24 protein-coding genes, 1 tRNA gene and 1 other RNA gene are annotated in these 23,575 nt (G+C 65.7%); 9 read left to right on the top strand and 17 right to left on the bottom strand.

Annotated elements, in window-relative coordinates; translation table 11 throughout:
* Nucleotides 1-326 (top strand): DUF7524 family protein (locus tag C487_RS14115; protein ID WP_006186478.1); only part of this gene is annotated, 326 nt, incomplete at its 5' end.
* Between the two features lie 83 nt (nucleotides 327-409).
* Here C487_RS14115 and C487_RS14120 read toward each other — a convergent pair.
* The 4 genes from C487_RS14120 to C487_RS14135 form a co-directional block, all read right to left on the bottom strand.
* Nucleotides 410-1,579: a DR2241 family protein gene (locus tag C487_RS14120; protein ID WP_049908170.1), complete on the bottom strand. Its 1,170-nt coding sequence runs from the start codon at nucleotides 1,577-1,579 to the stop codon at nucleotides 410-412.
* Between the two features lies 1 nt (nucleotide 1,580).
* Nucleotides 1,581-2,498 carry a CbiX/SirB N-terminal domain-containing protein gene (locus C487_RS14125; protein WP_006186480.1) on the bottom strand — a complete coding sequence of 306 codons (918 nt, stop codon included), beginning with the start codon at nucleotides 2,496-2,498 and terminating at the stop codon, nucleotides 1,581-1,583.
* Between the two features lie 158 nt (nucleotides 2,499-2,656).
* Nucleotides 2,657-3,001 (bottom strand): BsuPI-related putative proteinase inhibitor, encoded by a 345-nt coding sequence (locus tag C487_RS14130; protein ID WP_006186481.1) that lies wholly within the window; start codon nucleotides 2,999-3,001, stop codon nucleotides 2,657-2,659.
* A 67-nt stretch (nucleotides 3,002-3,068) separates the two neighbouring features.
* On the bottom strand, nucleotides 3,069-5,303 hold the full coding sequence (locus C487_RS14135; RefSeq protein ID WP_006186482.1) for an alkaline phosphatase D family protein: 2,235 nt from the start codon (nucleotides 5,301-5,303) through the stop codon (nucleotides 3,069-3,071).
* A gap of 211 nt (nucleotides 5,304-5,514) precedes the next feature.
* Between C487_RS14135 and C487_RS14140 the strand changes: the two genes are divergently transcribed.
* The gene (locus C487_RS14140) at nucleotides 5,515-6,270 is read left to right on the top strand and encodes a DUF2797 domain-containing protein (RefSeq protein ID WP_006186483.1); all 756 of its coding nucleotides are present in this window, start codon (nucleotides 5,515-5,517) and stop codon (nucleotides 6,268-6,270) included.
* A 62-nt stretch (nucleotides 6,271-6,332) separates the two neighbouring features.
* Here the strand turns inward: C487_RS14140 and C487_RS14145 are convergent, their stop codons facing one another.
* On the bottom strand, nucleotides 6,333-7,019 hold the full coding sequence (locus C487_RS14145) for a hypothetical protein (protein WP_006186484.1): 687 nt from the start codon (nucleotides 7,017-7,019) through the stop codon (nucleotides 6,333-6,335).
* A gap of 136 nt (nucleotides 7,020-7,155) precedes the next feature.
* Here C487_RS14145 and C487_RS14150 point away from each other — a divergent pair, with 136 nt between their 5' ends.
* Nucleotides 7,156-7,536, top strand: coding sequence for a hypothetical protein (locus C487_RS14150; RefSeq protein WP_006186485.1), 381 nt, complete (start codon nucleotides 7,156-7,158; stop codon nucleotides 7,534-7,536).
* Between the two features lie 90 nt (nucleotides 7,537-7,626).
* Here C487_RS14150 and C487_RS14155 read toward each other — a convergent pair whose 3' ends face one another.
* From C487_RS14155 to C487_RS14165, 3 genes are all read right to left on the bottom strand, one after another.
* A complete protein-coding gene (locus tag C487_RS14155; protein ID WP_006186486.1) occupies nucleotides 7,627-9,333 on the bottom strand; it encodes an ABC transporter substrate-binding protein in 1,707 nt (568 codons plus the stop codon).
* Nucleotides 9,334-9,554: 221 nt separating this feature from the next.
* Complete coding sequence (locus C487_RS14160; RefSeq protein WP_006186487.1) at nucleotides 9,555-10,418, bottom strand: phosphatase PAP2 family protein; 864 nt, start codon at nucleotides 10,416-10,418, stop codon at nucleotides 9,555-9,557.
* A 5-nt stretch (nucleotides 10,419-10,423) separates the two neighbouring features.
* Complete coding sequence (locus C487_RS14165; protein ID WP_241431094.1) at nucleotides 10,424-12,223, bottom strand: ABC transporter substrate-binding protein; 1,800 nt, start codon at nucleotides 12,221-12,223, stop codon at nucleotides 10,424-10,426.
* Between the two features lie 202 nt (nucleotides 12,224-12,425).
* Between C487_RS14165 and C487_RS14170 the strand changes: the two genes are divergently transcribed.
* The 3 genes from C487_RS14170 (at nucleotide 12,426) to C487_RS14180 (ending at nucleotide 13,963) form a co-directional block, all read left to right on the top strand.
* On the top strand, nucleotides 12,426-12,704 hold the full coding sequence (locus C487_RS14170; protein WP_006186489.1) for a ribonuclease P protein component 4: 279 nt from the start codon (nucleotides 12,426-12,428) through the stop codon (nucleotides 12,702-12,704).
* 96 nt (nucleotides 12,705-12,800) lie between these two features.
* Nucleotides 12,801-13,049, top strand: a complete 249-nt coding sequence (locus C487_RS14175; RefSeq protein WP_006186491.1) for a YhbY family RNA-binding protein — start codon at nucleotides 12,801-12,803, stop codon at nucleotides 13,047-13,049.
* On the top strand, nucleotides 13,046-13,963 hold the full coding sequence (locus C487_RS14180) for a mechanosensitive ion channel family protein (protein ID WP_006186492.1): 918 nt from the start codon (nucleotides 13,046-13,048) through the stop codon (nucleotides 13,961-13,963). The genes C487_RS14175 and C487_RS14180 overlap by 4 nt, the downstream gene beginning before the upstream one ends.
* An 801-nt stretch (nucleotides 13,964-14,764) precedes the next feature.
* Here C487_RS14180 and ffs read toward each other — a convergent pair.
* Both ffs and C487_RS21730 read right to left on the bottom strand, forming a co-directional pair.
* Nucleotides 14,765-15,076: signal recognition particle sRNA (gene ffs, locus C487_RS19725), an RNA gene on the bottom strand.
* 144 nt (nucleotides 15,077-15,220) lie between these two features.
* Nucleotides 15,221-15,343 (bottom strand): hypothetical protein, encoded by a 123-nt coding sequence (locus C487_RS21730; RefSeq protein ID WP_275039947.1) that lies wholly within the window; start codon nucleotides 15,341-15,343, stop codon nucleotides 15,221-15,223.
* Between C487_RS21730 and C487_RS14190 the strand changes: the two genes are divergently transcribed.
* Nucleotides 15,342-15,665 (top strand): DUF5798 family protein, encoded by a 324-nt coding sequence (locus C487_RS14190; protein WP_006186494.1) that lies wholly within the window; start codon nucleotides 15,342-15,344, stop codon nucleotides 15,663-15,665. The genes C487_RS21730 and C487_RS14190 overlap by 2 nt on opposite strands.
* 95 nt (nucleotides 15,666-15,760) lie before the next feature.
* Entirely contained in the window at nucleotides 15,761-16,741 is a 981-nt protein-coding gene (locus C487_RS14195; RefSeq protein ID WP_006186495.1) for a PLP-dependent cysteine synthase family protein, read from the top strand.
* Nucleotides 16,742-16,780: 39 nt separating this feature from the next.
* Here C487_RS14195 and C487_RS14200 read toward each other — a convergent pair whose 3' ends face one another.
* The 4 genes from C487_RS14200 to C487_RS14215 form a co-directional block, all read right to left on the bottom strand.
* Nucleotides 16,781-17,191, bottom strand: a complete 411-nt coding sequence (locus tag C487_RS14200) for a CoA-binding protein (protein ID WP_006186496.1) — start codon at nucleotides 17,189-17,191, stop codon at nucleotides 16,781-16,783.
* Nucleotides 17,192-17,270: 79 nt separating this feature from the next.
* Nucleotides 17,271-17,903: an RAD55 family ATPase gene (locus C487_RS14205; RefSeq protein ID WP_006186498.1), complete on the bottom strand. Its 633-nt coding sequence runs from the start codon at nucleotides 17,901-17,903 to the stop codon at nucleotides 17,271-17,273.
* A 172-nt stretch (nucleotides 17,904-18,075) separates the two neighbouring features.
* On the bottom strand, nucleotides 18,076-18,930 hold the full coding sequence (locus tag C487_RS14210) for a geranylgeranylglycerol-phosphate geranylgeranyltransferase (RefSeq protein ID WP_006186499.1): 855 nt from the start codon (nucleotides 18,928-18,930) through the stop codon (nucleotides 18,076-18,078).
* A 157-nt stretch (nucleotides 18,931-19,087) separates the two neighbouring features.
* Nucleotides 19,088-19,270, bottom strand: coding sequence for a DUF7511 domain-containing protein (locus C487_RS14215; protein ID WP_006186500.1), 183 nt, complete (start codon nucleotides 19,268-19,270; stop codon nucleotides 19,088-19,090).
* Between the two features lie 147 nt (nucleotides 19,271-19,417).
* On the opposite strand from C487_RS14215, the gene C487_RS14220 reads away from it, so the two are divergent.
* Nucleotides 19,418-19,492, top strand: a tRNA-Arg gene (locus C487_RS14220).
* Between the two features lie 675 nt (nucleotides 19,493-20,167).
* Here the strand turns inward: C487_RS14220 and C487_RS14230 are convergent.
* The 3 genes from C487_RS14230 to C487_RS14240 form a co-directional block, all read right to left on the bottom strand.
* The gene (locus tag C487_RS14230; protein ID WP_006186502.1) at nucleotides 20,168-20,815 is read right to left on the bottom strand and encodes a MaoC family dehydratase; all 648 of its coding nucleotides are present in this window, start codon (nucleotides 20,813-20,815) and stop codon (nucleotides 20,168-20,170) included.
* 210 nt (nucleotides 20,816-21,025) lie between these two features.
* A complete protein-coding gene (locus C487_RS14235; protein WP_006186503.1) occupies nucleotides 21,026-21,853 on the bottom strand; it encodes an alpha/beta fold hydrolase in 828 nt (275 codons plus the stop codon).
* Nucleotides 21,854-21,952: 99 nt separating this feature from the next.
* Nucleotides 21,953-23,536, bottom strand: a complete 1,584-nt coding sequence (locus C487_RS14240; protein WP_006186505.1) for a uracil-xanthine permease family protein — start codon at nucleotides 23,534-23,536, stop codon at nucleotides 21,953-21,955.
* Nucleotides 23,537-23,575: the final 39 nt, after the last annotated feature.

A 23,575-nucleotide genomic window follows, 5' to 3' on the forward strand; every position in this document is an offset into this window, starting at 1 on the left:
GTCTCGAGGTGCTGACCGGCTACGGTTCCGAATCGGTCTCGATCGCCGTCACCGTCGAGCCCGGGCCGCCGGGCGTCGACGTCGACGAATCCCTCGCCGAACCCGCGCGATCGGACCCCGAGCCGACGGCGTTCGACCGAGCCGTCGACCGGTGTGCCGCTGTGACTGCGGTCGAGCCGGCGACGCTCGTCGTCCTCGCACTCGGCGCGGTCGCGGTCGGCGTCGCGGGGCTGACGACGGCGATGATCGGCGGTCCCGTCGCGACCGCCGGCCTGGGAATCGTCGGCGGCGGCGTTCTCGTGGCGCTGTTCTTGCTGGGACAGTAACTCGCCGGCTCCCGGACGTGAAATGACGTTCGTGGCCGGCGGACGAGAACCGGAGTCGGAGGCGCGGTGGCACCGATCGGTCGTCAGTCGTCGACCCGTGTCGCCTCGAGATCGCCCTCGTCGTCGAACCGTTTGGCGCGGAGATATCGCGCCCGGTAGCGGTTCGCGCCGTCGTAGACATCGGCCTCACGGATCTCGTCGGTACGGCCCTCCGCGACTGCATCGATGAGTTCCTCGAGTTGGTTCAGTTCGCTCGTCGTCAACTCGAGTTCGTAGGTGTGCTCGTCCTCGGACTCGAGGGTGGCCCACTTGCGGGCGGCGGCGACGACGAGTGAACACGGCTCGCGACAGGGGAACGGTCCGTCGCCGCCGTCGACGGCGAGGTCGTCGCCCGCCTCGTACTGCCACTCCCGGCGGCGGAGACACTGGGAATCCACACAGCAGGCCTCGGTCATCCATTCGACGGCCTCGCGGGGGAGTTCGTCGATCACGTCGTAGATGCCCGTCTGTCGCTCGGCGGTCTCGAGCCAGTGGTCGACGTCCAGGTTCCCGCGCAGTTCGCGGTGCCAGTTGGCGACCGTCGCGGGATAGAAGAACTCGACCGTCTCGACGAGTTCCGCGCCCGAGAGGCCGGTAAAGGCCCAGCCACCGGGCAGCGTCGGCGCGGTCTTCAGTGGGCGGTAGCGGCCGTCCTCGTCGTACGTCGCGAGTTCGCGTGCGTCGCGTGGGTCGTCGTGAATCTCGAGGTCGGCGAGATCCCTGCCGGCGTCCTCGACGTGCCAGAGATCGTAGACGCGCTCGCCGTCGGGAGCGTCGATATCGACGAAGCGGGCCGTAATAGAGAGCTGCCCCCACTCGCGGTCGATGCCGTCGCGGAGCGCGTCGTACCGGTCGGTGACGCCGAGTGCACCCGGGCGGTCGTCCGCGTCGTCGGCTCCGCCGGTCCGGGGACCGGTCGGAGCCGCGTCCGGGTCGGCGTCCGCCAGCGGCGCGCGCTCGCACCACCGGAGGAAGGCCCGGCGGGCAGTCCCCTCGCCGCCGACTGTCTCCTGCCAGTAGCGCCAGTTCGTGACGTACGCCGCCACGGAGTCGAGCGCCCGCCGGAGCGCGGCGTCGTCGAGACCGGTCCACTCGTTGCCCGGCGTCTCGAGTGCGTACTCGCCGTCCGTTTCCGTGACGTGCAGGCCGTCGAACGCGACGCCGTCGGACGCGCGTTCGAGCAGCGCCTCGATATCGTCGGTCGCCACCGACACGTCAGTCACCCGCGCCTGCGCCCGCGTTCGGCTCCGGGCTCGAGTCAGTTCCGGCCTCGGCGGCCGAGGCGGCCAGTCGGCGGACCGCCTCGCGGGCATCGCCGATGTCGGCCCCGGCGTCGGCCGCCCGCTCGAGGACGACGTCGGCCATCAGGTCTTCGGTCCCGACGGCACCGGTGTACCAGATGCGGTGGCCGTCGACCGCGGCCGGGACGTCCCAGCCGAGCCGATAGTCCTCGGTCAGACCCATGTCCTCGGGGATGTCCTCCTGCGTGTGGTAGCCGTCGGCGATGAAGAGGGGTACGACGACGATGTCGTCGCTCTCGAAGTAGTCAGTGACGTCGTCGACCTCCGGTTCCTCGTCCATGAACAGCGCCTTCACCTCGTCGAAGCGGTTGCGCTCGGCGATACGGTCGCTGTGGTACTCGATGGCCTTCGCGGAGTTCTCGTTGCGCTCGGTGCCGTGGCCGACGACCGAGAGACCGACGCCATCCCCGACGTTAGGGTCCTCCATCGCGGTTTCGGCCCGCTGGACGATCACGTCCGTCATCGCGTCGTGAGTCCCGACCGGCCCGCAGTAGTGGATGGTCTTCCCGACGTCAGTCGCCTCGAGCGTGGCCTGGGAGGCGCTGGTCCCGTCTGACTCCCATTTGTCTGGGTCCCAGTCGTCGAGCCGGAGCTCTCGCGGGATGACCTGTTCGGTGAAGTACCCCTCGCTGATAAAGAGGGGAACGACGAACACCTCGTCGGACTCGAGCGTTCGGATCACCTCGCGGAAGTGGGGTTCCTCCTTCCAGAACGCTTCGCGGACCTCGTCGAACGCGCCCGTCTCGCGGATCGTGTCCGCGTGGGCGTAGGTCGGGTCCGAAGCATCCGGATTCAGATGCGATCCGTGTGCCGCGATGACCAGCGCTTGCATGATCGACCGTTCGGACGGGGCCGGTATATACCCTATGGAGAAGCACAATAGTTCCTCTTCGACGGCTGAAACAGAGTTTTTGTTTCTCTAAAACTGATTCCGTAAAGACGAACCAATGCGAGCCGCAGTCGTCGTTCCGACCGGCGTGTCCCGGCCGCTCATTCCACGACGGTGACCGTGGTCGTCGCCTCGCAGTCCCGCTTCCGAGCCTGCAACGTCGCGATCGCAGTGTACTCGCCCGGGTCGGGGTCGGACCACTCCGCCTCGTAAGTCGTTGTTTCGCCGGGATCGAGTTCAGCCGAACTGAGTACCTGCGCGAACATGCGTCCGTCGCTGAACCGCCAGACCTCGTTTCCGTCGTCGACGAGCACGAACTCCGCCTTACAGCCGTCCGTAAACGCGAGCTCGACGGGCTCATCGCCGGTATTGGTGACGGTAAACACGAACAGTACAGCGTCTCTGGCTCCGTCCGCCGTCGTCTCGAGTGCACCCTCGAGGGTCATGAACGGGGGGTTTGGCCCCGTGACGCATAGGTCTTCTCCGTGGCCCGCGCTCGATCGCGGTGGCGCGTTACTTCGAGAGGACGACGTTGTCGAGGAAACTCGTATCGTCGCCGGACCGATACTCGCCGCGGATTCGGAGGGTCTCGAGGGTTCCGAGGACCGCTCGGAACCGTTCCTCGGTCGCGAGCGGTTCCTGGCTCGTCAGATCGATCCAGGTCGCATCGGCCGACAGCGGCACCTCGAAGCTGGTCCATTCCGTCCCCGGTGTGCGCTCGGGGCCGCGGAACTCGTAGACGAGTTTCGCGCCGCCGCCCGCGAGCAGCACGTCCCCGCCCTCGACGGGTTCGGCGTCGAACTGGCGGTCAGCCCGGGCCTGCCGGAGGTCGAAGGAGAGGGAGCCGCCGTAGAACGCCTCGCGGTCGCCGAGGAACTTGAACGGAGCCTGATAGTACCAGGCGATGCCGCCCTGGTTCTCCTCGTCGCTCACGTGTCCGCCGGGGGTGCCGCCGCTCTCGTGGTACACGGGACGGTCGCTCCCGCCGTTCTGCGAGATGAGCCAGCCGTCGTCGTCCTCGTCGAACGTGCTTTCGATGCGCTCGGGCGGCTCAGGTCCGGTACCGGCGTCGATATCGGCAGCGCGGAACGTTTCGGTGAACTGTTCAGTCCCCTGTTCGTCGTAGATGCCGATCGTCAGGGTCTCGCCTGATTCGTCGACGTCGACGGTGCCGAAGTTCGCGTATTCGCCCTTGGCGAAGAACTCCGTCGGGTTCAACGGCGGATACAGGTCGTCGGGCTCACCCGCGGGCGCACCCAATGGACCCGCGATGGCCTCGACGAACTCGAACTCGCCGTCGTCGTCCGGATCGAACGCCCCCACGACCGACTTGTGGACGTCGCCGGCGACGACGACGAGGTTCGAGATCGGTTCCGTCCGAACGAACTCGAGCAGGTCGAGCAGTTCCGCCTCGTAGCCGGTTCGATCGGCCGGCGTCACCCACGAGTCCGACGGATATCCCAGCGGGGCCGGCGAGGCGAGGACCTTCCACGTCGCCTCGGAGTCGGCGAGCGCGTCTTTCAGCCACTCGAGTTGTGTCGCGCCGAGCAGCGTCTTCGACTCGAGTTTGACGTTCGGATCGCGGTACTGGCGAGTGTCGATGAGGAACAACTCGACGTGGCTCCCCCAGCGGAACGAGTCGTAGAACTGATTCGACTCGCCGGGTTCGGCCCCGTCGTCTCGATCGAGCGGCCAGTACTCGCGAAAGGCCCGTCGTCCCTCGGGCATCAGCGGCTCGATCGGTCCCGCGAAGTTGTTGACGACCTCGTGGTCGTCCCAGACAGTGTACACTGATGTCGTCTCGAGCAACTCGCGTAAACCCGTCCGATCTGCGACCTCCGCGGGCGGATCGCGCATTTCCTTGTACTTGGCCCGATAGATCTCGAGGGCATCGTCGAGCGGGGTCTGCCTGGTGATCGTCCCGGCCGGCGTCTCCGCATCGGCGTAGATGGTATCGCCGTGATAGAGGAAGAAGTCCGGCTTGCGGTCTGCAATGGCCTGCAGTCCCGGGAACGGCGGCTCGACCGGGTCGTCGCCGTACCCCCACGTGTCGCCGCTCCAGGCGAACGTAACGCTCGCATCGTCGTCGGGGGCCGGTGCCGTGACGAAGATCCCGCGTTCGATCGCGTCGGGGAGCAGGTCGCCGGTCACGTCACCACCGGCCGGGGGGTCGTCGCCCGAACGGCTCGCCCCCGGATTCTCTCGAGGGTCGTGACCCGCGGTGTCGGTTCCATCCGACCCGCGATCGCTTCGGTTCGAGTGCTCGGTCCCGGGTCCGCTCTCGAAATGCCCTCCTCGGGCGACGTTCCCGCCGCGAAACGGTCGATACGTCGTCTCGGAGCGCGTTGCCCAGACGTGGTACCGATACCGGGTTCCGGGCTCGAGTCCCTCGAGTCGAACGTGGCCGGTGTGATCGGTCTCGGCGTCGACCGTCGTCCGATCGTAGCCGATGTCGTCGAACGACTCGGCATGACCGTATGCGACATGGATGGTCGCATCGTCCGCCGTCCGCCCCCAGACCGTCGCCGTCGTCGCCGTGACGTCACCGGTCGCGACGCCGTGAGTGAGCGCGACGAGGGCGTCGGCCGTCCCGTCGCGTCCGGCATCGGTTGCGTCGTCCGACTCGGAACCCGCGGCCGCCGTGCCGACGAGACCGGTCGATGTCGCAGCCAGCCCGATCGTCCGCAGAACCGCTCGCCGATCGTTCGCCATCGAATCCGCTCGTCCGTTGGAGTGTGTGTCTTTCATCGCTCCGAGAGGATCACTCCCGACCTGCCACAAGATATTATATATTTTGCATAAGTTGGCGTGAATACGGCACGACCGACGTCCGTCACCGTCGTAGCAGTATGTATGCGATGGGAGCGACGGGAAATACACCCCTGACGCCGAAACCCGAACGGAGTAGGTCCGTCCCGAGAGCGCTACGTCTATTTGAGTCGGGTTCCAACTCGAGTCCGTGCAACTGGTCGGCTACGAACCGAGCGGACGGGGCTCGGCGCTGCTGCTCAGCGACGGCAGCGGCGACGTCGACCGCCGTCCGCTCGCGGCCGGCGACGACCTCGCGTACGCGCTCGGTGACCGCCACTGTGCCGGTGCCGTCGCCGACGGCACCCACGTCTCCTGTGACCGGCCGTCGGCACCCTACTGCGACTACCACACGAACACGTGGGTCTGTGCGCGCTGTACCGGGACCTGCCTGAAAGACGAGATGGACTGTGACGAGGAACACGCGGTCTACATCGCGGCCTTCGCCCCGGAGACGTTCAAGGTCGGCGTCACGAAACGCCGACGGCTCGAGACCCGCCTGCGCGAGCAGGGAGCCGACCGCGCGGCCCACGTTCACACCGTCTCGAACGGTCGGGTCGCCCGCGAGCTCGAGGCCGACATCGCGACCCGGCTCGTCGACCGCGTTCGAACCGGGCCGAAGGTCGCCGCGCTCGCGGCCGCGGTCGACGAAACCGCCTGGGCGGCTGCTCTCCGGGAGTTCGACGTGATCGACCGGTTCGAGTTCGACTACGGGATGACCCTCGAGACCCGCCCGGTCCGCGAGACGATCGCCTCGGGGACCGTCGTCGGCGTCAAAGGTCGACTGCTGGTCCTCGTGAACGGCGGGACGACCTATGCCGTCGACATGCGCGATCTGGTCGGCTACGACCTCGAGACGGGCAGGCCGGACCGGAGCCTTCAGTCATCGCTCGGCTCCTTCGGCTAACGCTCGCTCGGCGGCGCACTCGGAGCGCCGTTTCGGCGACTCGACGGCCGTGCGTGGCCCGATCAGTCGGGGGCGTACTCGAGTTTCGTATCCCCCGTCGGACCCCAGTCCGCTCGGGTTTCCGCCTCGATGCCGTACTCGATACGGTAGGGCGTTTCCCGTCGCCAGTTACTTCCCGAAAGGTGCTCGCGGACCCGCCGCGTGGCAACGTGATAGCCGTCGCCGCGGTGCAAATACGCGTACTCGAGGTCGATGACGTCCAGGTGTGCGTGGAGCGCCACTCGATCCGCGTCGAGTTCCCAGACGTGGACGTGCGTCCACGCGTCGCCCAGCCGCGGCCGGCGAACCGAGCGGTCCGGAGCAACGAGTTGGTCGTCGTCGCTGTCCCACGCTGCGATCGGTGCGTCCGGAAGAACGCGGGTCCAGCGCGGGTTCTCGAGGCCGACCAGTTCGGCGTCGATCGCGGCGAGCGCCCGTTGCTCACCCGGGGCGGTGACGTGCATATTGATCGGCATCGTGACGCTCCAGCCGCCGTCACCGTCCGGCTGGTAGACACAGTGGGGATACGCGCGTTCACGTTCCGTTTCGAGACCGGGCAGCGACCCCGGCCCCGCGGCCACCGATTCACGCTGCTCCGTTCGCTCCGACCCGGCGACGCCGCTTCCAGTCGGGGTTGCTTCGCAGTCGTGATCCCATCGGCTCTCGAGGCCTCCGCTAATCGGGGGGTGGTGGGAACGATTATCGTCCATACGCCAGCTACCGGTTCGTCTCGGGTCGGTTTTATGCAGGCATTGCTCGCCGGGCGATCGCGGAATCGGGAAGCCGGTCGGTGCGGGCATTCGAAACATGGCAACCCTTTTCCCTCACGCACCGGAATCCGATGGTATGACGGACGAAAACGACTCCCCTGACGGAGATGCAGGCGAGGACAGCGAGGAGAAATCCTTCCGCGAACGCGTCGAGGAGATTCGCGAAAAGCGAGCCGAGGAAGGCGACGGCGAGGGTGAGCCACCCGAAAGCCCGTTCGGCGGCGGCGGTGGCGGTCCCGGCGGCCCCGGTGGCATGGGCGGCAACCCGTTCGCGCAGATGATGGGCGGCATGATGGGCGGTGGCGGCCCCGGCCCCGGTGCCGGTCCCGGCGGGCCGGGCGCTGGCGGTCAGGACGAGAGCAACGAGGAACTCGTCCGCGAGGTCCGACAGATGCGCGACGAACTCCGTGACCAAACCCGCGCACTGAAGCGCATTGCGGACGCACTCGAGGACTAACGGTAACGGCCGTTCGTCTCGTTTTTGTCTCCACGCCGAGTCGACCAGCCGCGGCGCACCCGTTCCGTCTCGAGCGCGGTGATCGGTTGGTTACTGTCTAACCCGAAGCCGGCCGTAATCGTCGTATCGGAAGCCGGCGGTTTCGAACGCGGCCTTCGCCGCGTCGACATCGACCTCGCCCTCCGAGCCCAGGAACGGTGTTTCGGGATCGGTGCCATGCCACTCGAGGCTCTCGGGGACCCAGTCGTCGGTGACCGGGGTCGCGATGGGACGGGCGTGCCCGTGGAACACCTCGTCGACGAGCCACTCTTTGTCGACTAACTGCGCGAGCAGCCGCCGAAACCGGTAGTTGCTAAACGGCGCGTCGCGGGTGTTGAATCCGAGACAGTAGAACGTCCACGGCGACGCGTCGCGCATCGCCACTCCGGCGGGGGTCTCGACGCCGTCGATATCGGCCGCGCCGAGCGGGAGGCTCGTCGCGTCGGCGTCGCCGTTCGCGACGACCTGTGCCGCCGTGTCGCCGCTCGGGTGGATGTCGATACGACACTCGTCGACGGTCGGTGCCGGGAGATCGACCCCCGGGCGACGCGTGAAGTGATCGTCGAACCGCTCGAGGACCAGCTGGGCACCCTCGGTTCGCCCGCCGAACTGGAAGGGGCCGCTCCCGATCGGCGGGATGTTGTTCGTGGCGACGGCCTCCGTCGTTCCCTGGGCGACGCTGGGGCCGCCGGGTCCAACGACGTCGACCGCCCGATCGCGCCAGTGGTGGGCGGGAAGTATCGGGACGAGAAGCGCGCGCGCACCGACCGCCGGCGACGTTTCGACCGAGAGTTCGACGCGGTGGTCGGTGCGACTCTCGACCGACTCGACGGCGTCGACCTGACCCCGATACAGGGGAGCCGGCGAGGGCGTGCCGTGGTTGCCAAGCGAGGTATCCTGGAGGAACCGATACGTGAACTCGACGTCGTCGGCGGTCACCGGCTCCCCGTCGTGGAACTCGCAACCGTCCCGAAGGGTGATGTCGACGGTCCGATCGTTCCACGCCCATGATTCGGCGAGCCAGGGTTCGATAGGGCCGTCGCCGTTCTTGGTCGCCAGCGAGTCGTACAGCAGATCCGTGATCGTGCCACGATCACGATAGTCGGTCGCGATCGGATTGCAGTTCTCCGTGAGCCTGCCGTCGAGATGGGCCAATCGAAGCGTATCGACGCCCGCGGCCGGCTCGAGGCCGAGATAGCCGTGGCGAGTCGCGGGGTGACCCTCATCCCAGCCGTCGAACCGGTCCGTCCTGACGACCCGATGCTCTTCGGGGACACAGAGCGGGACGAACGGCTGCTCGGTCGCGATCGCCTCGAGCATCGCCGTGACCGCCTTGCGGCGCGCGTCGCCCTCGGCGGTTCGCTGCGCCACGAGGTGGGTGTCGATGTTCCGGTCGGTGAATCCGAACGGGTTCTGCCACCCGGACTCGTCGATATACCGCGAGTACAACGCCTCGTAGAGGAAGTCGGGATCGGTCCCGCCCGGATGGTGGCCGACACAGATCTCGAACTCGTGGTCGTACAGTACCGCTCGGCGGAACTCGATGTCGGAGCGAAGGTCGAGGGACACGTCGATTCCGACGGCCCTGAGGTTTTCCTCGAGATGCCGCGCGATGCGGATGGCCTGTCTGTCCGCGTCCGCGGGGACCGTCGTGATCGTCACGGAGAGCTGTTGGATGTCGTCCGTTCTGACGATGTTCCGGACCCGACGAAGACAGCCGCTGCTCGAGACCGTCAGTCCCGCGGCCGTCGCCAACATGGCTCGCCGACTGAGCGACTTGCTGTCGCCGCCGCGGCGCTCTCGATTTGGAGCGGTCCGTCTCCTGTTCATTTCGTTCGTCTATCATAGTTGACGAGCCACCTTATAACAGTATTGTGCTCCTCCAACAGCACGCGACCGCCGTGATCGCAGTACCGGACGGGTCAGGGCTGTGCCGTGGCTCCCGGCACACGGTCACCGGCCGGACGTGTGACTCGTCGTTATTCGCTTCGTTCCAGCCACGGTATCCGGTCCTCGAACCGCTCGAGTCGCTCGCCGAGGAGTTCCGAGACCGCCCAGCGACCGACGAGTCGGTCGGAGAGAACGACACAGAGCGCTGCAAGCAGCATTCCCGCGACGACGTCGATCCCCCAGTGGATGCCGAGGAACATCGTCGAAATCGCGACGCTGGCCGCCAGCGCGACCGCGACGGGGAACCACTTCGGAAACGTCGAGCGCGTTATCGCAGCGAACGTGGCGACGGTCGCCGAGAGCGATGTATGAAGCGATGGGAAGACGTTGGTGTTGCTGTTGACCTCGCGGGTGAGGTACTGGTACTGCGGATTGTTCTCGAACAGCATCGTTGCCGCCACGTCGGCCGGCATCACGTTTCGAGGGCCGTACGCGATGACGAAGATGTAGAGGACGAGTCCGATCACGTAGTTGAGCGCGTACGCCGTTAACAGCCGGCGGAACATCCGCGTGTCCGGCAGCGTGAAGTACGCCAGAACCGGGAAGACGATCAGGAAGACGTAGCCGTACACGTAGATCGACGAGAAATACGCCGTCGTCTCCGGCGTTGCGATCGACTGGAAGAGCAGGATGAACTCCCCCTCGATGTTGTAAAAGCTCGCGGTGAGGTGAAACCCGATCTCCCGCGAGAGACGCGGTGCACGCTGTCTGGCAAAGCGATTGATCAGCAAGACCACGAGCAAGACGGCGATCGTCGGTGCTGCCGTTTTGAGGCGAGTCCGCCACTCCGATCGTGTCCGTACGAGGCGCTCACGACCGACGAAGAGAGCGATCGAGACCGGGAGGAGAATCCCGACTACGACGACGAGCTGAATCAGCACCTCGGCGAGCATCGCTCCTAATAGCCCCCAAGCAGTCGCCCGTTATCATCGTATCGGAACCCGGCTCGTTCGAAGGCCACTTTCGCGGCTTCGACGTTGAGATCGCCGTCAGCGCCGGCAAACGGCGTTACTGGATCGTCGCCACTCCACTGGAGTCGCTCCGGGACCCACTCGTCGCTGACCGGCGTTGCCACGGGCGTTGCGTTCCCGTAGAACACGTCCGTTACGATCCCTTCCTTGTCGATCAGTTGTGTGACCGCCCTGCGAACGTGTGGATTGCTGAAGGGTGCGTTCCGGACGTTGAACCCGAGATGATAGAACGTCCGCGATGGGGAGCGGAGCCGTTCGAGGTCCGACGAGTCCGGAATCGTCGGCAACGAATGCGGACTGAGCATCGTCGCCGTGACGTCCGCGCCGCCGTCTTCGATGCGAGTGATCGACGAGTTGCTCGACGGATCGACGGAGAACTGCACCTCGTCGACCGTCGGCTCGGGGAGGTCGACGCCGTCCCGAAGCGTGAAGTGGTCCTCGAATCGTTTGAGGACGAGCGACTCGTCTTCGGACCGACTCTCGAACTCGAAGGGGCCGCTCCCGACCGGCGGGATGTTGTTACCCGAGACGACTGCCCACCGCCCCTGCGGTGCGGTGAAATCGTCGCCCGTGGCGTACTGATCGAGCAACTCGAGCCAGACGTGTCTGGGCAAGACCGGTACGGTAAACGCCCGCTTGACGGCCTCCCGACCGCCCGACGCGGTGATCGTGACCTCGTAGTCCCCGTCGACGCTCACGGCTTCGATTACGTCTGCCCGGCCCCGATACCGCGGTGCCGGCGACCGAACCGGTGCTCGTCCCCACGACGTATCGTTGAGGAATTTATACGTGAAGGCGACATCCGCGGCGGTCACGGGCTCCCCGTCGTGGAAGTGACACCCCTCTCGGAGCGTGATCGTGGCCGTTCGCGTCGTCTCTTCGTCCGCCGTCTCGGAGTCCGACTCCGCCGTCGTCTCCGCGATGTCCCACGACTCGGCGAGCCACGGTTGGACGTCGCCCCCGTGTTCGGTCCCTAGGGAGTCATAGAGCAGGTCGATGGTCGTCCCGCGGTTCCGGAACGTCGCCGAAAGCGGGTTGAGATTTCGGGTGATCCGACTGTCGGTGACGAGCGCGTGCAACCGGTCGACGCCCGCGGCCGGCTCGAGGCCGAGATAGCCGTGGCGAGTCGCGAGGTGGCCCTCGTCCCAGCCGTCGAACCGATTCGCTTGAGCGACGCGGTGCTCTTCGGGGATACAGATCGGGTCGAAAGGCTTCGCCCGTGCCAATCCCGTCAGGACGGCCTCGACGTGTCGCTTGCGCTCGTCGCCGTCGGTTCGACGCTGGTGCTCGAGATGCGTATCGAAGGCCATGTTGGTGAACCCGAAGGGGTTCTGCCAGCCGGCCTCGTTTGCGTACGTGGAGTGAAGGGCTTCGTAGAGGAAGTCGGGATCGTAGTCGGCGGGATGACGGCCAATGTAGCAATCGAAATCGTGCTCGATCAGGACAGCTTCCAGTAGTTCGGACTGCGATCGCATGTCGAGCGAGACGTCGATACCGACCTTCTCGAGGCTCGCCTCGAGCCGACGGGCGATCCGGACGTTTTGCCGATCCGCGTCCGCGGGGACCGTCGTGATCGACAGCGAAAACTGCTCGTCGCCGCCCTGATCGACGACGCTCTGGACGCGGTCGATACAGCCGCTCGTCGCGAGGGTCGCACCGGTTACGCCGGCGGCCAGAAACGACCGTCTGCTCACGCCGTCGTCGGGCGGGGAGGAATTCCAATTCATACTGTTATGTAACACCCAATCTCATCTGATATATAACAATATTGCGTACTCCATCGAACACGAGGGTGAGTAAAGAATCTTTTCAATCAACAGCACAGTCGCCACAGCCGTGGGATTCACTCGCGGGCCGTCCGCGAGGGGTCGCACTCTCATCCCGTCGTCGGAGCGCAACATCAATAGGCCGACCGACGAAAAGGCGGGTATGGATATCGCCGCCGAACGGATCGAGCGTCTGCACAGTCTGGCTCGAGCGGCGGCGGCGGACGGCGCGGACGACCGGGCTCGATACTACGTTCGGCTCGCGCGGCGGGTCGCGGAGCGAAACCGGTTGACGCTGCCGCGGGCGTTTCGCCAGTTTACCTGTGACCGGTGTGACGCGTACCTTCGCCCGGGGAAGAACGCCCGGGTGAGAGTCCGGGACGGCCACGTCGTAATCACCTGCGACTGCGGTGCACACGCCCGGTATCCCTACGAAGGGTGATCGCCGTTCCACGCTCGAGGTCGGTCCCGACCGCCCGGTTCTCCGGTCGCTACCGAATCGAGAAGATTGAAGCGCCTCGGTTCGTTACTCGAGGCCATGGATACACAGGAACTCAAGCAGCGAGCACACGATCTCGACGTGACCGTCTGGGTCGGCAAGAGCGGCGTCGACGCCGTCGTCGACGAACTCGACGATCAACTCTCGAATCGGGACCTCGTGAAGGTCAAATTCCTCCGCGCCGCTCGTGCGGGGAGTTCGACCGAGGAGAAGGCGGCTGATCTCGCCGACCGCGTGAACGCCGAACTGATCGAGACGCGCGGTCACACGGCAGTCCTCCATCGATGAGCGGCTGGGTCGAACTGCTCCCGGGACAGGCCCTCGGACCGATCGGTCGCAGACTCGACGGGTTCGGGCTCACCGCCGCACAGGCCGCCGCGGCGGAGAGCGCGATCAAGTTCGTCATGGCGCTCGTCGCGATCTGGCTCGTCGGCCGAATCGTCCTCCTGCCGCTCGTTCGCCGAGCGCTCGACCGACATGAGATCGACGAGCACGCCCAGAATCCGCTGTTGATGCTGACACGGTTCGGCATCGGCTTCGGTGCCGTCGCGGTCGCCTTCGGGTTCGCCGACTACGGGAACTTCCTCGTCTCGATGGCCGGCATCGCGGCGGCCGGGGCGCTCGCCATCGGGCTCGCGATGCAGGACGTGATCTCGAATTTCGTCGCCGGCGTGTTCATCTACACCGACAAGCCGTTCCGTATCGGCGACTGGATCGAGTGGGACGACGGCACCTATTCGGGCACCGTCGAGGACATCAGCCTCCGCGTGACCCGCGTCAGAACGTTCGACAACGAACTGCTGACCGTTCCCAACTCGGCGCTCACCGACGGCGTCCTCAAAAACCCCGTCGACGCCGACAAGCTGCGGCTGAAGTTCGTCTTCGGGATCGGCTACGACGACGACATCGAACGGGCGACCGAGATCATCGTCGAGGAAGCCACGCGCCACCCCGACATCATGGACGACCCTGAACCGTCGGTACGACTGACGGAACTCGGCAACTCCGACGTGGGCCTCCAGTCGCGGTTCTGGATCTCGAACCCGTCCCGCGCCGACTTCGTCCGGACGCGAGGCGAGTACGTTACCGCGGTCAAACAGCGCTTCGACGAGGAGGGGATCGACATCCCCTACCCCGTTCGCACGCTCGAGGGCGGTCTCTCCCTCGAGAGTGGCCAAGGCGTCGTGCAGCCGGCCGAATAACGCGCCTCGCAGGGACCGCCGGATCGGTTCGTTGACGGCGGTCGACTTTTCGATCGCTGCGTTTTTCGGCGGATCGAACACGAACGGATCATCGCCGAATCGGCATCGAACGTGACTGACTCGAAGCGCTCGGTCATGACGATGCGCTCGCCGTCGAACTCCTGGCACGCTCCTCGAACGGGGAGTCGTACTCCGTATCGAGCCCAGTGTCTGTTCGACGGTCTCATTGTTCGCCTCGACTGCGAGGGCGTGGGCTTCTCGCTCCGCGATTCGTTCGGTGCCGCTGTCGTCGAGGTCGATAACACGAGTTGTCGCTCGGCCTCGTAGTAACTCGCAGTTCGCGAGGCTGCGCCGTACCACCACGACCCAGAGTCGTTCGAGTCGTTACTGTCTCCCATCTTCGGGTTCGGAGGACTCGAGCACTGCACAACCGCTCAGAAGGGCGCATACGACGAATGCAGTGGAACGGCCGTCGATCCTCCAACTGCCATTGAAGGATTGGTTCCGGCCTGCAATAGTAGCAGGTTCGACTCCGACTGTTGTGCTAAGATTCGAAGATCGGGACGCTCAATCGCTGGCCGGGAACACGGCTCGAACGACAGTGAGAGCAGTGCGAACCGGGGGAGGGCAGGCTATGCCCGTACTCAACCGCGAGCGACCGGCGGGAGCGAGCGGGCTGACGGCGACGGTGAGTGAGGACTGGCAGGGCAACGAACGGCAGGAAGAGCGCTTTTGATCAAACTCTCATCGAGCGAGCAAGCGCGTAGCGCTGCCGCTCGCGCAGAGTGAAATGTGGTATGAATGCGGACGACCGCGGTTGCCCGGCGTTCCGACCGGGGGAATCTCGGTTGCCTTCTCCACCCCGCGACCCGTCGAGCGACAGGTGTCCGGCGGTCCACTGCTCGCTTCCGCGCCTGATGGGCTGTCGCCGACTAACCACGGTGGGTCGTCCCTGCGGACGGCCATCGTGGACCGCTGTCCCCGACGGACGAGGCTTCTCTGTTGGCTCCCGAGGCCCCGGTCGGTCTGACCGGACGCCCGCGGTGTTCGGTCCCCGCTAATGACCATAGCGCGGGTAACGAGCAGGGCCAAACTGCCCGACCTAGTCCACTCCATGGTAGACGGTTATGACTTAAGGGCCTTTCGCCTCTCGGATCGCCCGACGGCACGGGGGAACGTGAACGAGCGGCGGGCCGTCGAGTTCCCGACGCTGACCGAATACTGCGAGTGATCGCCACACGGTTGCGTGTCGGCCGCTTACTCCGCCTCAGTCTCGGTCCCGGCACCCTCGAGACCCTCGTCGAAGTCGCTCGCGCCCGCTCCGACTCGAGGGCGGTGGAGGAAAAGGCCCATTAGTACGTCGACACATTGTCTCTCCATGGGACTCGGCAGCACTGCGAAGAAGATTCAGACCCTTTCGGATCGGGCCGAAGCGATGTACAAGCAGGTAAAGAAACTCCAGCAGCGGATCACGGGACTGGAAGAGGAGATGGACGAAACCCACACCACGGTCACGCGCATGGACCACCAACTCACCGAGCAACGCGCGCTCTTGCTCGCGATCGCCGACGAGCAGGGTCTCGACGGCGAGCAGATTTTGGCCGACGCAGCGATCGAGGACGCCGAACGCGACGGCGAAACCGAGCCCGACGACGGGTCGGCGGCCGCCGAAGACGGGGCGACCGACGCCACAGCCGAATAGCGTTCGCACCGCGTCGAGCGCCGTCCGACCCCGGTTGTGTCCCCGAATTTCCCGCTGCGAAAAGCCTAACAACGCGGGCAACTTTTGCCGAATCGATGACGACCCACGACGAGCCGGTGGACTCGGTGCTCGAGACGATCGGCCGAACGCCGCTTGTTCGGCTCCAGGACGGCCCCACGGACGTACCGATCTACGCGAAACTCGAGTCGTTCAACCCCGGCGCGAGCATCAAAGACCGGATCGGACAGTACATGCTCGAACGGATGCTCGAGCGCGGCGATGTCTCGCCGGGCGGGACGATTATCGAGCCGACGGCCGGTAACACGGGTATCGGGCTGGCGGTCGCGGCCGGACAACTGGGACTGGATGCGATCTTCGTCGTCCCCGAGCGGTTCAGTCTCGAGAAACAGCAGTTGATGTCGGCACTCGGCGGCGAGGTCATCAACACCCCCACCGAAGACGGGATGGATCGCGCGATCGAGCGCGCACACGAACTCGCGTCGGAACTCGATAACGCGGCCGTTCCCCAGCAGTTCTCGAACCCGCTGAACACCGAGGCACACTACGAACTGACGGCTCCCGAAATCTTCGACGCGCTGGACGGAGAGGTGGGAGCGGTCGTCGCCGGCTGTGGGACCGCTGGCACTCTCATGGGGATCGCCCGCTACGCCCTCGAACAGGACCCCGAGACCCACGTCGTCGCCGTCGAGCCCGAGGGGTCCGTCTACGGCGAACTCATCGGTGACGGCCGCGACGAGGACGAGTACAAGACCGAAGGGATCGGCACGCACGATACCGAGACCAACGAACTGTTCGACCCGGAACTGGTCGACGACGTCGACGCCATCCCGGACCGGGACGCTCACGACGAACTCAAACGCCTCGCTCGCGAGGAGGGCCATCTCGTCGCCTCGAGCGCAGGTGCCGCGAGTGTGGCCGCGAAACGAGTCGCCCGCCGGATCGACGATGGCGACCTCGATGTCCCCCACGAGACGGTCGTCACGCTGTTCCCGGACTCGAGCGAACGCTACCTCTCGAAGGGCATCTATCGTTCGTTCGAGGAGTGGTCGTCGTAGAGTCACCGGGCGACCGTCGGCCGGGTGCCGACCACCCGTCTAGGCGACGAGCCGCCGGTGTTGGACTTTCATACACCGGTCTTGGACGACAGTCCGACCCTCGGTCTCCGCGCGGGCCGCCGCCTCGTCGTCGCGAATCCCCTGTTGGGTCCAGATGACCGCCACGTCATCGCGCTCGAGGGCCTCGTCGACGATCCCGCTGACCTCCTCGCTGGGCCGGAAGATACAGACCACGTCGATCGCCGCCTCGACATCGGCCAGCGAGTCGTTGGCCTCGCGGCCGAAAATCTCGTCCGCGTAGGGGTTGACCGGGATCACGTCGTAGCCGTGATCGAGCAGGTACTTCGGTACGTCGTGGGCCGCCTTCCCGGGCGTGCTCGAGCAGCCGACGACGGCGACCGTTTCGTACTCGAGGATGTCCGCTATCTCCGCCGCGGATTCGACTGGCATACGCGGGCGTACGGGCTCGAGGACTAAACGTCTCGGGGTGCGAACGGGATCGCATGGCCGTGGACTCCCGTCTCAGATCTTACGTCGACAGGCCGGCGGTCCGGATTGCGGGCTCGTCGCCGTCGGCCGTCTCCTCGAGTTCGATGACGGCATCGAAAAGCTGTTTGAGCGTGTTCATCGTCTGATCGTCGTGAGACGTCGAGTCGATGACGTAGATGCCGAGCGCATCGGCGCTCTGAATACGGCCGGTAAACACGTGGAGGAACCGGAAGACGGTCTGGAGGTCGGAGTACATCAGCAGCGTCGAGACGGAGTGGAGGAGGACGCGGTTTTCGGTGTGGCCGCGAGTCTCGTAGAACTCCTGGAGGAACTCCGAGAGCTTGATCCCGATGCCGGTCATGTCGACGGGCGAGGAGGCGTACTTGATTCGCGGATCGTCGTCCGTCGTTCCGATGCCGCGCTGTTTCGTGACGCAGTCGACGACTCCGATATCCGGTTCGACGCCCTCGGCGACGTGGTCGTCGAAGCTCCCGAGAACCTTGTCGGCGCTGTCCTTCGTGGTGACGACGATCGAACCGTCACCGCGGTTTGCGCCGCTCCCGAGGATATCGAACGCGATCCGTCGTTTCCCCGTCAGTGGCGGGCCCGCAACGAGTACGTTTGTCCCCGGCTCGAGTTCGGCGTCCGGAAGGACATCTGCGAGGTCATACATACGGGATACTCACATCGCCGTGGCGACGAGCTGGTACCACAGCCCACTCCGAAAGCCGGCGCGTTGTATGGAAATACGCAAAGCGGCTTATAGTACTTTTGATTATAAAACACACCGAGCACGGATGTGGGCGGAGCGAACCCGTCTTTCGTCGGCACTGTCATTTTTCATGTTACATCGTTAGCGACACTTCGAGAGCGGCACGGCCGACGATAAACGCCAGCGAGGCGAGGAACATCCCGTATTTGAGACGGGATTGTCCGACGGTCGGGTCCTCGAAGCTCTCGTAGGCCGCAGCGAGCATGACGGCATCGGCCGGCACGACGAGCAGCAGGTAGGCGACGCCGAACTCCCCGCGGAGGAACGGGACCGGGCTCGCAACGACCGCAAGGACGAGGAGAACGGCAGCCACGCCGAGCGCGCGACGTTCCCCGATCGCGATCGGGAGCGTGTTCAATCCCTCCTCGCGGTCCCCCTCGATGTCCTCGACATCTTTGATGATTTCCCGAGTCAGCGTCGCAGTCCCCGCGAGTACGAAGAGGACGACCGCCGGGCCGATCTCGCCGACCGCCGCGGCCCCGAAGAGAAACGTGCTTCCGACCAGATAGGCCACGAGCGCGTTTCCGAGACCGGGCAGCCCCTTGAACACCTCGGTGTACGCGATCAGCGCGAGGAGGTTGACGGCCGCGATGGCGATCGCCAGCCCCGGCAGCGTGAGCGCAAGCGCGACCGCTCCGGCAAAGAGGACGACGCTAAAGACGAGCGCACCGCGCGGGCTTACCGCACCGCGGGGAATCGCCCGCTCGGGCTGGTTGATCCGATCGATCTCCCGATCGAAGTAGTCGTTGATCGCGTTTCCGGCACCGACCGCCAACCCCGTGGCGGCGACCGCCGCGACGACCGCCACTGGTTCCTCTCCCACCCCGCCCGCAACGAAGGCCCCGATAAACGTCAACACGCTCGCCGCGATCACGTTCACCGGCCGCGTCAACTCGAGCATCCCGCGACCCGTCTCGCCGACAGTCATACGCGGGACTGATCATGCGTGGTGGTTAAACGGTCCGGTCCGCCGTCGTGGGCTTTGGACGGTCAGCGTTCACACGACGCTCGAGACCGATCGAACAGCGACGAGAACACGGCTCGCGTGGGCCGCCCGCCGCGACCGGCCATCACCTGCCGGCGTTTCAGCGCCACTCCTCGAGATCACAGAGCACGTCGCCCTCGACCTCGAGCCACTTGCTCACCTGCTCGTCCCCGCTGGCGTCCGCGGGCACGGCCGTCCAGTTCCCCTCGTCGTCCGAGAGGAGCTCCAGGGGCGTCGCGCCGGCCTGCGCCTCGTCCGAAACGGTGGCGTCGGTGTTCGTCATGACACGCGTAGTCGTTGGAACTACATAACAAAGATCTCTGACGCCAATTATCATCGGCTGAGAACAGCCGGACAGTGTGTGTCGTTCCCTGTCGAAACTGGTCCGAATCGAGTGACTTATAGGGAACCGGCCGGAACAACACGATGCGGGCGCTTAGCTCAGTCTGGACAGAGTACTTGGCTTCGGACCAAGCTGTCACGGGTTCAAATCCTGTAGCGCCCATCCTGTTCCTGCCCGTTTCGGGACTAATCTTAATCAGCCAGTATCGGTACTGTATACCTCATTATCCGACATTCCAGCCTGTTCTAAATCAGGGGTCTAAATCGGATACAAGACGGAAACCACTCGCGGACCCGTTACGTCGGGCGTTTTCCTTCGCAAACGAGGGGTGGTCGCCGTGACGCTCGAGACGCTGTTAGGCGTGTAGTCGACTTTTTCGAGCACGACGCGAGTCGATCGGCGACGGCCGTTGCGATGGCCGCGCCGATGCGGTCGGCGGATTCGGAGCAGTCCCAGACGTGGGCTCCGGTTCGGGTGACGGTCATCCAGTCGACGTAGCCGTGGCGGTCGAGTTCGAGCAGGAGGGACTCGAGCACGGCGTCGTCGGGGGCGACAGCCCAGCGCGTCCTCGATGGCCGCGGCCAGTTACTCAGTCGTGGCGACGATGCCGGTTTCGCGGTCGATATCGTGAGTCTGTGGGCCGATGACGGGGTTGGCCGGGGCGGCAGCCGGTTGGTCATGATCCGACACCGGACGTAGCGGTAATAGGGCTGCGGTCCTCCCGGACACGAGGGAGTGGCGGGACCGAAGCGCCGCGGTCGCGGGACATCTCGAGAGACCGGACGCAATGCGTGTCGCAGCCGCTAACCCCGGGAAACGGCGAGCCAACGCCTGTCCTTACGTTTCGGGCAGTTCGTTGATGATGACGACTGCCTCGCCGTCGATGACCGTCTCGTCGGCCTCGTCGACGACCCGCGTATGCAACCGATAGCGGTCGCCACCGAGGTCCTCGACGATCTCGCACTCCGCCGTGACTCGCCCACCGATTCGGACCGGACCCGTAAACTCGAGGGTCTGGGAGAGGTAGACCGTCACGCCGGGGAGTCGGGCCAGCGCGGCGCTGATCGTTCCGGCGACGAGCGTGCCGTGGGCGATCCGGCCGCCGAACTGGGTGTCCTCGGCGAAGTCCGATTCGAGGTGGAGTCGGTTGGTGTCCCCGGAGACCTGTGCGAACGCGGTCACGTCGGTATCCGCGATCAGTTTGCTGAACCGAACGTAGTCGCCGACGCCGAGCGAGTCGTAGTCGTCGGTCGAGCGCTCCATGACCCAGGTTTCGTCGCCGAACGAGACATCGGCGGTCGGCGACGGCGTCGTCGTTTCGGCCGCCGCTGACGCGTCCGTCCCCGCGGAACTGAACCCCATCGCGGCGAGGAGCGCGTTGTTCGCCTCGAGATAGCTATTGACGACGTGTTTCGAGATGCTGGTCCACTGTTCGGCCGCTGGCGTGGCGGTGGCGCTGTCGGTGTCCGGACATTGGCTACTCATAGGTGTGAATCTGGGACCGTCCCGATCGACGGGGGTCGATTCCGCGTACAGCTAGTACGGTCCCCGTCTTTGGCGTGTCGCCAAAGCATGTTGGGCGACCAACGGGAGCTCTCTCGAGCGGTGACTGATTCAGCGTCGAACACCCGAGGAGGCCGATCCGAACCGTCCCGTAACGCCGGGCAGCGTTCCCTCGCGGCGGCGCGACCGGAGCTAGGCCGCGGGGAGCCGGTCGAGGAAGTCGGCCGCGATCGCGTTGAACGCCAGCGGCCGGTCCTGATTGACGAGATGGCCGGAGCCGGCGAGTTCCCGCTGGTCGCCGTCGGCGACCGCCGCGGCGATCTGCCGGCCCTGTCGCTTGACCAGCGGCGCTTCCTGTTCGCCGTGAACAACGAGCGTCGGCGTTTCGACACCGGTCAGCGCCGGCGGGTCGTACCGATAAAGCGCGTCGAAGATCTTCCGGAATTCGGTCGACGGGATGTCGCCGACCGCTTCGATCGCCTCGGCTCTGACCGCGGGATCGACTGCCAGCCACCGCTGGCCGGTCGTCGCCTGAATCGAGGACAGCATCGACCGGAACGTCCCTTTCGAGCCCGAGACCGACAGCGACAGCGACAGCGCCGGTAGCGGCGACCAGAACGACTTCAGTCCCGCTGGCAACTCGATCGGTGGCATCGACCGCACTGCGCCGCCGAGGATCGCGCCCGCCGTATCGTCCGGGTGGCGGTCCAGATACTCCTGGACGACCATCGAGCCCAGCGAGAGGCCACAGAGGGTCGGCCGCTCGAGGTCGAGCGCCGACAGCAGGGCCTCGAGATCGTCGGTGAAGAGGCCGATCGAATACTCGTCCGGGTCGGTACTGCCGGTCTCGCCGTGGCCCCGAACGTCGAGCGTGACGACGCGGTAGTCGTCGGCGAAGCGTTCGACCTGGGGGTCCCAGGCCCGGCCGTTCATCCAGCCGCCGTGGACGAACACCAGCGGCGGGCCGTCACCGCTCGTCTCGTACCAGATGGTCCCGTCCGCGAGTTCGAGTTCCGCCATACGCCCTCTGGAACGCGCGCGCTCTTACAATACCGGGTTGCGTTCGACGTGTTGCAAGGGTGCCAAAAGAATATCGGGGTCGCGCGAGCGGCGACGCGGTCAGTCTTCGGTACCCGTTTCGGTCCGCACCCAGCGGTCCCAAAACGAGTCGAAATCGGTCTCGTCCTCGGTGAGCCGGTCCCACTCCGCGAGCCCGCGTTCCTCTCGGGAGCCGGGGATCGTGTTGTCGAGCACGAGCGCGGCGAGGCCGCCGACGGCCATGCCGGTCGAGCCGATGATGAAGACGGTGTCGACGACGGCCTGTGCGGCGGCTTCGATCCAGATCGCACTCGCTCCGCCCGTGCCGACCAGCGAGTCGACTGTCGCCTCGAGCCCGACGGCCTCGCGGAACGCGAGCGTGCTCTCGAAGTTGCCCATGTACGCCGGAATCGCCAGCCCGACGAAGAGGGCAAAGCCGATGACGAACGTGTTGCGCGAGGAGTCCAGATCGACGTGGCGGAGGTTCGAGACCCCGACGGCGACGATCTGGCCGAACATGGCGATGAAGAGGCCGCCGACGATCGGGTCCGGGATCGTCGCGATCAGTTGGCCGAAGTAGCCGATAAAGCCGACGAACAGCATGACGACGGCCCCGATCTGGACGACGTACCGCGAGGCGACGCCGGTCAGGCCGATCGCGCCGATGTTCTCGGAGTAGGAGGTCGAACCGCCGGTTCCCATCACGCCGGCGAAGATGTTCATCAACCCCTCCATGCCGATGCCGTGGTTGATCCGTTTCCCGCTCGGCGCGCCCGAGCCAGTGATGTTGGCCACCGCGTAGTAGTCGCCGATGCTCTCGACGATCGAGGCCAGCACGCCGGCGAACATCCCGATGACGAAGGCGGTCGTCACCTGCGGAACGCCCCACTGGAAGGGGTAGATCGGCAACAGCAGTCGCGTGTCCGCGACCTGCTCGAGGTCGACGAAGCCGGGATGGCTTCCCCCGATGACGCCGGCGACCGAGAGCGCCGCCGCGACGACCCAGGCGATGACCAGTGCCAGAATGACTGGATACAGACGGAACGCCCTGTGTTTGACGTCGAGATACTGCGAGAACAGCAGGATGAGGCCGAGCGTGAGGCCGAGCAGCCACCAGCTCTGATCGGGCGTCGTGATCTGCGGTGCGCTGAACAGCGACAGCCCGATCAGTGCGATCGTCGGGGCGATGACGACCGGCGAGAGGAACCGCCGGAGTTTCCCGACCAGCCCGAAGTATCCCATCGCGACCTCAACGACCGCAGCGACGATGATCGCTCCCTGTAACTGCAGCAATGCGGCTTCCCAGCCCGCGCCCCCGGAGACGCCGCCGGCGGTAACGACGCCGACGATCGCAAGCGCGGGTGCGAGCATCGAGAACGGCGCGCCCTGGACGATCGGATACCGGTTGCCGAACGTCGTCTGCGCCAGTGTCGCGATCCCGGAGACGACGAAGAACGTTCCGATGAACCGCGCGGTCACGCCGGGATAGTCCGTCATTCCCATGGCCCTCGCCAGAATCAACGGTACCGCGATGTTCGCACCCACCATCGTCAGATAGTGCTGGATACCCAGCACGATCGATTCGCCGAGCGGCGGCTGCTCGTCGATTCCATACTCGATATCGTCGCCGACGGCCCCGTCGGCGACTGGCTCGTCCCCCGTCATCGATTCTCGTCGGATAACGGCGGAGGGTGTTCAAAGGGG

It is taken from the genome of Natrinema pallidum DSM 3751 (assembly GCF_000337615.1).
In the GTDB taxonomy this organism is placed as follows: domain Archaea; phylum Halobacteriota; class Halobacteria; order Halobacteriales; family Natrialbaceae; genus Natrinema; species Natrinema pallidum.

What these genes read in the sequence shown, in the direction of transcription:
- C487_RS14125 (WP_006186480.1), bottom strand. Translation starts at nt 2,498, where the DNA reads ATGCAAGCGCTGGTCATCGCGGCACACGGATCGCATCTGAATCCGGAT.
- C487_RS14130 (WP_006186481.1), bottom strand. Translation starts at nt 3,001, where the DNA reads ATGACCCTCGAGGGTGCACTCGAGACGACGGCGGACGGAGCCAGAGAC.
- C487_RS14135 (WP_006186482.1), bottom strand. Translation starts at nt 5,303, where the DNA reads ATGAAAGACACACACTCCAACGGACGAGCGGATTCGATGGCGAACGAT.
- C487_RS14145 (WP_006186484.1), bottom strand. Translation starts at nt 7,019, where the DNA reads ATGGACGATAATCGTTCCCACCACCCCCCGATTAGCGGAGGCCTCGAG.
- C487_RS14150 (WP_006186485.1), top strand. Translation starts at nt 7,156, where the DNA reads ATGACGGACGAAAACGACTCCCCTGACGGAGATGCAGGCGAGGACAGC.
- C487_RS14155 (WP_006186486.1), bottom strand. Translation starts at nt 9,333, where the DNA reads ATGTTGGCGACGGCCGCGGGACTGACGGTCTCGAGCAGCGGCTGTCTT.
- C487_RS14160 (WP_006186487.1), bottom strand. Translation starts at nt 10,418, where the DNA reads ATGCTCGCCGAGGTGCTGATTCAGCTCGTCGTCGTAGTCGGGATTCTC.
- C487_RS14165 (WP_241431094.1), bottom strand. Translation starts at nt 12,223, where the DNA reads ATGAATTGGAATTCCTCCCCGCCCGACGACGGCGTGAGCAGACGGTCG.
- C487_RS14170 (WP_006186489.1), top strand. Translation starts at nt 12,426, where the DNA reads ATGGATATCGCCGCCGAACGGATCGAGCGTCTGCACAGTCTGGCTCGA.
- C487_RS14175 (WP_006186491.1), top strand. Translation starts at nt 12,801, where the DNA reads ATGGATACACAGGAACTCAAGCAGCGAGCACACGATCTCGACGTGACC.
- C487_RS14180 (WP_006186492.1), top strand. Translation starts at nt 13,046, where the DNA reads ATGAGCGGCTGGGTCGAACTGCTCCCGGGACAGGCCCTCGGACCGATC.
- C487_RS14190 (WP_006186494.1), top strand. Translation starts at nt 15,342, where the DNA reads ATGGGACTCGGCAGCACTGCGAAGAAGATTCAGACCCTTTCGGATCGG.
- C487_RS21730 (WP_275039947.1), bottom strand. Translation starts at nt 15,343, where the DNA reads ATGGAGAGACAATGTGTCGACGTACTAATGGGCCTTTTCCTCCACCGC.
- C487_RS14195 (WP_006186495.1), top strand. Translation starts at nt 15,761, where the DNA reads ATGACGACCCACGACGAGCCGGTGGACTCGGTGCTCGAGACGATCGGC.
- C487_RS14200 (WP_006186496.1), bottom strand. Translation starts at nt 17,191, where the DNA reads ATGCCAGTCGAATCCGCGGCGGAGATAGCGGACATCCTCGAGTACGAA.
- C487_RS14205 (WP_006186498.1), bottom strand. Translation starts at nt 17,903, where the DNA reads ATGTATGACCTCGCAGATGTCCTTCCGGACGCCGAACTCGAGCCGGGG.
- C487_RS14210 (WP_006186499.1), bottom strand. Translation starts at nt 18,930, where the DNA reads ATGACTGTCGGCGAGACGGGTCGCGGGATGCTCGAGTTGACGCGGCCG.
- C487_RS14215 (WP_006186500.1), bottom strand. Translation starts at nt 19,270, where the DNA reads ATGACGAACACCGACGCCACCGTTTCGGACGAGGCGCAGGCCGGCGCG.
- C487_RS14230 (WP_006186502.1), bottom strand. Translation starts at nt 20,815, where the DNA reads ATGAGTAGCCAATGTCCGGACACCGACAGCGCCACCGCCACGCCAGCG.
- C487_RS14235 (WP_006186503.1), bottom strand. Translation starts at nt 21,853, where the DNA reads ATGGCGGAACTCGAACTCGCGGACGGGACCATCTGGTACGAGACGAGC.
- C487_RS14240 (WP_006186505.1), bottom strand. Translation starts at nt 23,536, where the DNA reads ATGACGGGGGACGAGCCAGTCGCCGACGGGGCCGTCGGCGACGATATC.